This window comes from Mesotoga sp. HF07.pep.5.2.highcov, assembly GCF_003666285.1.
GTDB lineage: Bacteria > Thermotogota > Thermotogae > Petrotogales > Kosmotogaceae > Mesotoga > Mesotoga prima.
Window position 1 is genome coordinate 1 of sequence record NZ_JFHJ01000199.1, and the last position, 7703, is coordinate 7703.

Consider the following 7703-nt stretch of genomic DNA (forward strand, 5'->3'; position numbering starts at 1 on the left):
GCAATCAACGAGAGATTTGCTTCATTATCGAGAAAAACCGGATAGCGTCGAGAGAGCCGTTCTCTGAGTACGAGATCCTTCCATCCGAGATGAGGTACATATACGATTCTTGAATTTTCCACATCAACGATTCCCGGAACAGACAACGAGTATCCGAGGAATCTGGATTTTGGAATATTTTTCGAAATCAAGGAAGTCTTTTCAGTTAAGAGATCGATGAACTGATCAAAGTCACGTGGAGTTCTGAATCTACTTACAACTGAAACTGAGCCATCAAAGAATCCCCTACCTACAATTGTCTCTTCGACACCAATATCGATGACTACAGACATGAACGCCTTTCTGTTTAGTCTAAGGACGATTGCCTTTCTCCCAATTCGACCGGTCTCTTCTGCTTTCACTTCCTCGCAAAGACCCATTGATAGAAAATCCTTGATTATTTTCGTCACCGTGCTTGGGTTCAACCCCGATGCTACTGCAAGATCTCTTCTAGTAGTAGCGGGATTCTTCCTAAGCAACTGAAGAATCAGCTTTCTATTTGATCTTCCAATATTCTCTGAATCCAGCTTTTTACCCACCAAGCTGAAATCCCCCTTTCTACTCTAGCTTACTATTAATAAGAGATTAGATTAAATCTAAACAGAACCGTTTAGAGACAGCTGGTGGGGAATATCGCCCATAAGATGATTCTTCCTAATTTATTTATTGCCGCAAACAATTGAAAGAATCTTCTTCGCCCAGACTCTAAAAAACTTTCCGACCAGGCAGCGAAACTCAAGAATAACGGACAAGTGATTCTTACTCGTAGCCTGGACGGATTTGAATCACTAGTATGATTCTATCAGCTAAATGAATGATGCTAACAATGAAAGTTACTGCCAGTTCTGAGAATTTCCAGAATCTGTCGGTTTTTTTGCCGATCATTCAGATTATCGAACCCGAGACTCTTCAAAAGCGGTTTGTTTTATGGTCATTCATTTCTGGCATAAATGGTCTTGCTTGTTACCTTAGAATTGAATGATCAACAAGCAGTTCTTTAGTATAATTGTCTCAAGGATTATTACAAGGAGGTCCTGCCTGTGCTTCTCGAACGAATCAAGTACATAGATTGGCCTGCTTATGATTTTCTTCTGAGTCTTATGAGGGTCAACTGTAATGAGATGATAATCGAAGCCTACAAAGAACAAGATTTCAAAGATCAGTTTGTGCCTGACCCAGAGCTCCTTGAATGGGCAAAGGAAACAAAGAAGATTCTTCCTGACGATATAAAAGAGCTTCTCGAGCGATTTTTTGACTGTGAAACGTACTTCGGCGCAGGAACCTTTTCTCTTGTCCAGGAGAGAAATCTACGAGAACCCGAGGAGTTCATCAAAGCTCTCAAGAGCACATCCGAGAAAAGCATACTAGGGCGTTTCCTAAGAACTGGATTTGGAACCGATGTCAAGTCTAGAGACTCTTCTCAATTCGAGGAATTAGTTGAAAGGCTGACGGTAGATGAAAAGGAGATGCTCCTTTTCATAACTGAGAGTACTATTTTCTCGTCTTTTCAAAAGGCAAATCTTCTTGGATTTCTTGAAAACCCGGCTGAAACAAAACAGGATCTGATATATCTCTTTGAATGGTTCCTTGAAAATGTTTTCAACAGAATGCGGGACGAAGTTAGGAGGTCGAACGAGAAGCATCTGAAGAACCTTGAGGAATACATTCGAAAGGGGGGCACATCGTATATTGAAAAATTGAACCTCTTGAGTTTCTTTGACATCCTCGAGACGGTTCAAACTATAGAATTGAGTGTATCGCCATTCCTGGGCCTAGATCAAGCCGGCCTTATGGTTATGAAAGACAGGTACCTCTTTATTCTCGGATATGACAGAATAGAAGTCCCCTTCAGGGAGAAAGATGAGAAACTACAGTGTATCGACGTCTTTAGCGCTCTGGCCCACAAAGAAAGGCTTGCAATACTTAGAGAACTTAGCAGAGAGCCTCATCGACCAGTTTCCCTTGCGAAAAAATTGCGAATCTCCGCCGGCGACCTGAGCAATCATCTCGAAAAGCTCAAAAAGGGGAGGCTCCTTGAAAGCGTTTATAATGGTGAGTATGTTGAATACACAGTCAATGCAAAAGAACTCAAGAGGCTTGTTAGCGAATCGCTTGATAAGCTGCTTGAAGAGCAGAACTAAATCGAACAACGATCAGATCAACCCTATTTAAACAGAAACGGGGCTCTTCAGCCCCGTTTATATTTGAACTGTTTCGCCTATCGCTCGATGAAATCTTCCAGAATCTTCACAAACAACTCCGTGTCCTCAAGAATAACACTGTGTCCGTAGTCAGGAAGCACACGGATTTCAACATCCTGGAGTATTTTCTCGAATCTCCTTGCCATCTCTTCAGTAACAATATTGTCAAGCTTTCCAACTATAACAAGGTGTGGAACCTCAATCTCACTGAGCGCTTCAGTGAAATCGTACTTTTCAAGCGCTCTAGCGTTCTCTACAAAACATCTTCCATCCATCATCAGAGCCTCGTCGACAAGCTGCTCAAGAAACTCGTCTACTTCACGGGTCGGCATTACACCAATCAGAGCCTTTTTAAGAAGCTCTCTATTTCCTCTGTACATCTCCAGATATGGGTAAACCTCTTCTGGAGTCTTTAGACCATCGGGAGGGGCAGGATCCACCAAAATGACTCGATCGATCAGATCAGGCCTCTTTATGACTGCACTCTGAGCGACAGCTCCCCCAAGAGAATGGCCAACAAGAACCACACCATCTAATTCCATCTCAAGTATGAAATTAATCACGTAGTTGGCGTAATTATCGATACTCACCTCTTCAAGTCTGTCAGATCTCCCGAAATTCGGCAGATCGATTGCATAACCTTTTAATCCACTGGGGAGAATCTTGAGAGCAGGTTCAAACCATTTGCTCGACGCGAAATTACCATGGACTAATACCACGGGAATCTCATCGTCACCCACTGTTTCAAGATAGAAGATCTTTTTGTCAACTATCCTTACGTACTGTTCGGCTATTGACCTTTCCATGACCAGATCCCTCCTGTCAGACTTGTGTGTTCTGTGTTCCTCACTTCTCATATTAACATTCAAAGCACAGTTCGAGGAAATCTCTTTGGTTTCATAGGCGAAAAGTCTTTCAGTCCGAAAGAAACTTGCTCCAATTGCACATATCACCAAGAAAGCTATGAGCAACCTGTATCGTATATACTCTCACCTCTGAAATAATCTCCTATTTACAAACCCAGGTAGGAACGCTTCACATGTTCGTTGTGCATCAGGTCATCAGCAGTGCTTTCAATTGCAAGGGTTCCATTTTCTATGACATAGCCCCTATCAATGACTTTTAGGCCCTGTCGAACGTTTTGCTCGGAAAGGATCATGGAAACTCCCTCGGATTTGATCATTGAGAGTTTCTCAAAGAGCTCTGTAACCAAAGTGGGCTGAAGTCCTACTGATGGCTCATCTAGAATTAGAAGCCGTGGGACTGCCATAAGAGATCGTCCAACTGCAAGCATTCTCTGTTGCCCACCGCTCATTGTTCCAGCCAGTTGATAGGCCCGCTCTTTGAGTACTGGGAAAATTTCGAACACAAATTCCAGCCTCTCATTTACTTTGTCTCTAGCTTCCTTTATATAGGATGCACCGATCTTGAGATTCTCTAAAACAGTCATAATTGGGAACAGCTCACCATCCTGAGGCACAACTGAAATCCCTTTTCTTACGATGGAGTGTGTTTCATAAGGAAGCAGCGATTCGCCTTCGAAGAGAATCTCACCCGACCTTGGCTTTACGAGACCAATGATCGAGTTGATCAGAGTTGTCTTTCCTGCACCGTTAGGACCGAAAAGCCCAACAGCTTCCGCTCCGACATTGAAGGAGAAGTCCGTAATTACCTGAATCCTCCCGTATGAGACAAATAGATTCTTGACTTCGAGCATCAGGCATCCTCCCCCAAATAAGCAGTTATGACGTTGTGCTGTTGCGATACTTCACTGTAAGGTCCCTCTGCAAGGATAGTACCCCTATCAAGTACTATAACTCGCTCCGTTATTTCTCTGATTACGCTCATGACGTGCTCTATTATGCATATCGTCACGCCTGTTCCTCTAATCTTTCTTACGGTATCTATCATTTCTCTGGTTTCGTCCATGTTTAATCCCGACATAACCTCGTCAAGAAAGAGGATCTTCGGTTTTGTGGCCATTGCTCTTGCGATCTCTATCTTCTTGATATCAAGAACAGTTATCTTATCAAGAGTTTGGTCGGGCTCTTCAAGTCCTATTGTTTCACAAAGCATAAGAGCGCTCTTTTTGCTCTCCTTAAGCTTTTCACCGTTTCCAAAAAGTCCTCCGACCATTATGTTTTCAACTACTGTGAGGTTCTTTAACGGTCGAGCAATCTGAAAAGTCCTTGCGATCCCAAGGTTGCATCTTTTGTGTGCTGGAAGAAAAGTGATATCGATGCCGTCGAATATAATTTTCCCCTCGCTCACCATATGGACTCCCGATATAAGATTTGTTAGAGTCGTCTTCCCTGCACCGTTTGGTCCAATCAAACCGAGAATTTCACCCTGCTGGATCTCCATAGAGACGTTATCTACGGCGACTAGTCCACCGAAACGTTTTGTGACTTTATCAAGCTTAAGTATACTCATTTTATCGTTCCTCCAGACGGCGTTTTCTGAATCCAGTAACATCTTTGATTGCGCCATACACACCGTTCGGCAAAAAGAGAACTACCACAACTATGATTACACCGTAGATAATCAAATGTCCATAGGGCATTATTAACTTGAGATACTCAGATGAAAGACCCAGAATAATCGCGCCAAGGACTGGGCCAATAGTTGAGTATATTCCTCCCACCAACGCCATGGCTATCGGTAGAAGAAGATAATGAGCTGAAAAACTGCTCTCTGGATAAACAAATCCATACTGAAGTGCATATGTTGAACCTATTACTCCTTGTATTATCGAAGTCACAACAAAAACAAATATCAGATATTTGTAGATATTTACTCCATGAGACTTAGCTACTGTTTCATCGGCTCTAATAGAATCGATCGCAAAATGAACTCTAGTTCTCTGAAACACTTCTGAAACCACAATTGTACCCACTGTAATACCCAACATGAGCCAATAAACTTTGACAGAGTCGTAGTTAAAAAGAGTTGTATAAACTATCTTTCCACTTGGGCCTCCGGTAAGCTTGTTCAAATTCCTTATGATTACCATGAATACGCTTGCGAGAGCCATTGTTGTTATTGCGAAATACAAACCACGCAATCGCAGAATTGCCATACCCAGCAAGAGAGAGACACCTCCAGCCAAAAGACCTCCCAGGATAATCCCTACAAGTGGGTCCACACCGAAGTCAGCGACTGCAATGATACCCGTATAACCACCGAGTCCGAAAAAACCAGCCGTACCAAAAGACAGCTGACCTGTTCTGAGCATCATATCCCAGCTGATCGACAACGTCATGAACGTCAAGATAGTTATGGCAACACTTATGAAGTACGCCTCAGTCACAACGGGAAGAAGAGCAGCCGCGATGAGCAACATGATAATAACAAGTGACTTTGTGATCTTCATAATGATTGCCTCCTTAGGGATCTGATCATTATGACAGCTATCAGAACTCCAAAGAATACTATGTCTGACCAGCCCGCATAACCAGGTATAGATTGCACAATAGCTTCCCCAACTCCAAGAACAATACCACTAACAAGAATTCCGGTAAGATTTCCAAGTCCAGCCATTGCAACTAGACAGAAAGACTTCATTGTAAATGCCGAACCCACAGAAGGAAAGATTGCAAATCTTGGTACCATGACTCCTGCGGCAATTCCCAGAATAGCAATCGATATTCCAAACACAAAGAGATACACGAAACCCGTGTTGATCCCAACAATTTTCGCGCCCTGTGGATTCTGACCGACGGCAAAAGTTGCCTGCCCCAGTCTCGTCTTCTTCAGAAAGAGCTGAAGTGCAATTAGCACTGCGAAAGCAAAAACAACATACAAGAGCTCATAGGTGCCGAATCTTACACCTGCAATTGTTGTAGACGAAGAAGAGTACTCAACGTAGACACTTCTAGGTCTTGATGTCCAGATGACATTCATTGCTTCCAATAAAATCATCGATATCCCAAATGTGAGAAGCAACTGGTTCAAATGTCCTGACTTCATTACTCTCGTAATAGTCAACTTATAGATCACCACTCCGAGCCCAAACAATAGAAAAAAGACTGGGATAATGGACACGAGAGGATCCATTCCTAGGTTTGTGGCAAAAAGATAGACAAAATAAATACCCAGCGAGAGGAAATCGCCGTGGGCAAGGTTCATAATTCCTACAACTCCAAGGGTTAACGAAAGAGGCAAACCGACCAAAGAATATAGGCTTCCTCTTTGGAGTCCATATATGGCGGCGTGAGGCTTCCAAATAGCCACCACGACAATTACAGCAATCAGGAGAAAGAGATTCCTGTGCTTTCTCATGAACGAGATGCTCTCCAAGTCAGTCACCACCCAAGCTACAGCTTATTAGATAGTAAGGTCGGGCACGAGTGCCCGACCTCACACTACTTATCTTCCTTCCCAAGAAGGAAATGGATAAATCGGTTCAGCGGTCTTGAGATTAAGCGGCCAAATAACCTGCTGTTCTCCGCCCTGCCACTGAAGTATTTTCTGGCCAGTGAATCCCTGATGCTTTATTACATTGCTTGGAGACATCTTTAGGACTTCTCCTATCGGTGAAGCGTATTCTACTTCTTCTAGCGCCTTTATCAGTTCTGCCTTGTCAAGAGTTCCCGCGGCTTTGATTCCTTCCGCAAGGAAGTAGATGTTTGTATATCCCAGTGGTGCGAAATAAGTTGCCGGTTCTTCATTGTACTTTTCGATGTAAGCATTCCAGAAGTGCTCTGCAGTTGGACTTACCTTGTTTATTGTTGGTGCCCACATTCCGTAGAGTGTCACGCCTTCTGCTAGAGGAGAATCTCCGAAGTGTGCCGGCCAACCTGGAGGTGCTCCAACAAAGAACTTAGGAGCAAAACCAATTTCCTTGGCCTGCTGAAGCATTGGAAGAGCATCGGCATCGTAACCTGCCCAGACAAAGAGGTCGGGGTCATAGGCCTTAGCCTGCTGAAGCATTGCTCTGTAGTCGCCTCCACCAAGCGCCGCACTCTTGAAGGAGACTCCCATATAGTCTCCCATGACAGCTGCCCACGAACCTTCTCCCTGATTGGCCTGAGATTGAAGTACAAGATAGGATTCGTGAGAGGCAGATCCAAAACCGCCTTCTTCATATGCAAGGAAGATCTTCGAAATTTCGATGTCGGGATAAGCCTCAGCTAATTCTGTCCAACCCAGGCCGTAGCTGGCACCCTGCTGGTAGTCCCATGGATGAAGATGAAAATACCAGTCGGCGTCCGGTCCAACTGCATTCTCGCATAGATATGAAGCCGCGCCGCTCCAGATAGTGATCTTCTGGTACCTTTTCATTACTGGGATCTGCGCAAGATGGACTGAAGATGCCATACCTCCAACGAAGAAATCAACCTTATCTACTGTAGCAAGTTTCTCAATTGCTGCAGCTCCCTTTTCGGGCTTCAGCTCGCTATCCACTACAATTAGCTCCAGAGGTCTACCAAGTAATCCCCCTGCAGCGTTGATTTCGTCGAT

8 protein-coding genes are annotated in these 7703 nt (G+C 43.9%); 1 reads left to right on the forward strand and 7 read right to left on the reverse strand.

Annotated elements, in window-relative coordinates; genetic code table 11:
- Nucleotides 1-578 (reverse strand): ROK family transcriptional regulator (locus BG32_RS04090; protein WP_259459502.1); only part of this gene is annotated, 578 nt, incomplete at its 3' end.
- A gap of 501 nt (nt 579-1079) precedes the next feature.
- On the opposite strand from BG32_RS04090, the gene BG32_RS04095 reads away from it, so the two are divergent.
- Nucleotides 1080-2180, forward strand: coding sequence for a helix-turn-helix transcriptional regulator (locus tag BG32_RS04095; RefSeq protein ID WP_121526443.1), 1101 nt, complete (start codon nt 1080-1082; stop codon nt 2178-2180).
- 77 nt (nt 2181-2257) lie between these two features.
- Here BG32_RS04095 and BG32_RS04100 read toward each other — a convergent pair whose 3' ends face one another.
- The 6 genes from BG32_RS04100 to BG32_RS04125 form a co-directional block, all read right to left on the reverse strand.
- On the reverse strand, nt 2258-3046 hold the full coding sequence (locus BG32_RS04100; RefSeq protein WP_006486831.1) for an alpha/beta fold hydrolase: 789 nt from the start codon (nt 3044-3046) through the stop codon (nt 2258-2260).
- A 206-nt stretch (nt 3047-3252) separates the two neighbouring features.
- Nucleotides 3253-3957 (reverse strand): ABC transporter ATP-binding protein, encoded by a 705-nt coding sequence (locus BG32_RS04105; RefSeq protein WP_006486833.1) that lies wholly within the window; start codon nt 3955-3957, stop codon nt 3253-3255.
- Nucleotides 3957-4673, reverse strand: coding sequence for an ABC transporter ATP-binding protein (locus BG32_RS04110; protein ID WP_039882236.1), 717 nt, complete (start codon nt 4671-4673; stop codon nt 3957-3959). Before BG32_RS04110 ends, BG32_RS04105 begins: the two co-directional genes overlap by 1 nt.
- 1 nt (nt 4674) lies before the next feature.
- Nucleotides 4675-5613, reverse strand: a complete 939-nt coding sequence (locus BG32_RS04115) for a branched-chain amino acid ABC transporter permease (protein ID WP_006486837.1) — start codon at nt 5611-5613, stop codon at nt 4675-4677.
- Entirely contained in the window at nt 5610-6539 is a 930-nt protein-coding gene (locus BG32_RS04120) for a branched-chain amino acid ABC transporter permease (protein WP_006486839.1), read from the reverse strand. Before BG32_RS04120 ends, BG32_RS04115 begins: the two co-directional genes overlap by 4 nt.
- A gap of 69 nt (nt 6540-6608) precedes the next feature.
- Nucleotides 6609-7703: ABC transporter substrate-binding protein (locus BG32_RS04125; RefSeq protein ID WP_147434821.1), on the reverse strand; the 1095-nt coding region annotated here is incomplete at its 5' end.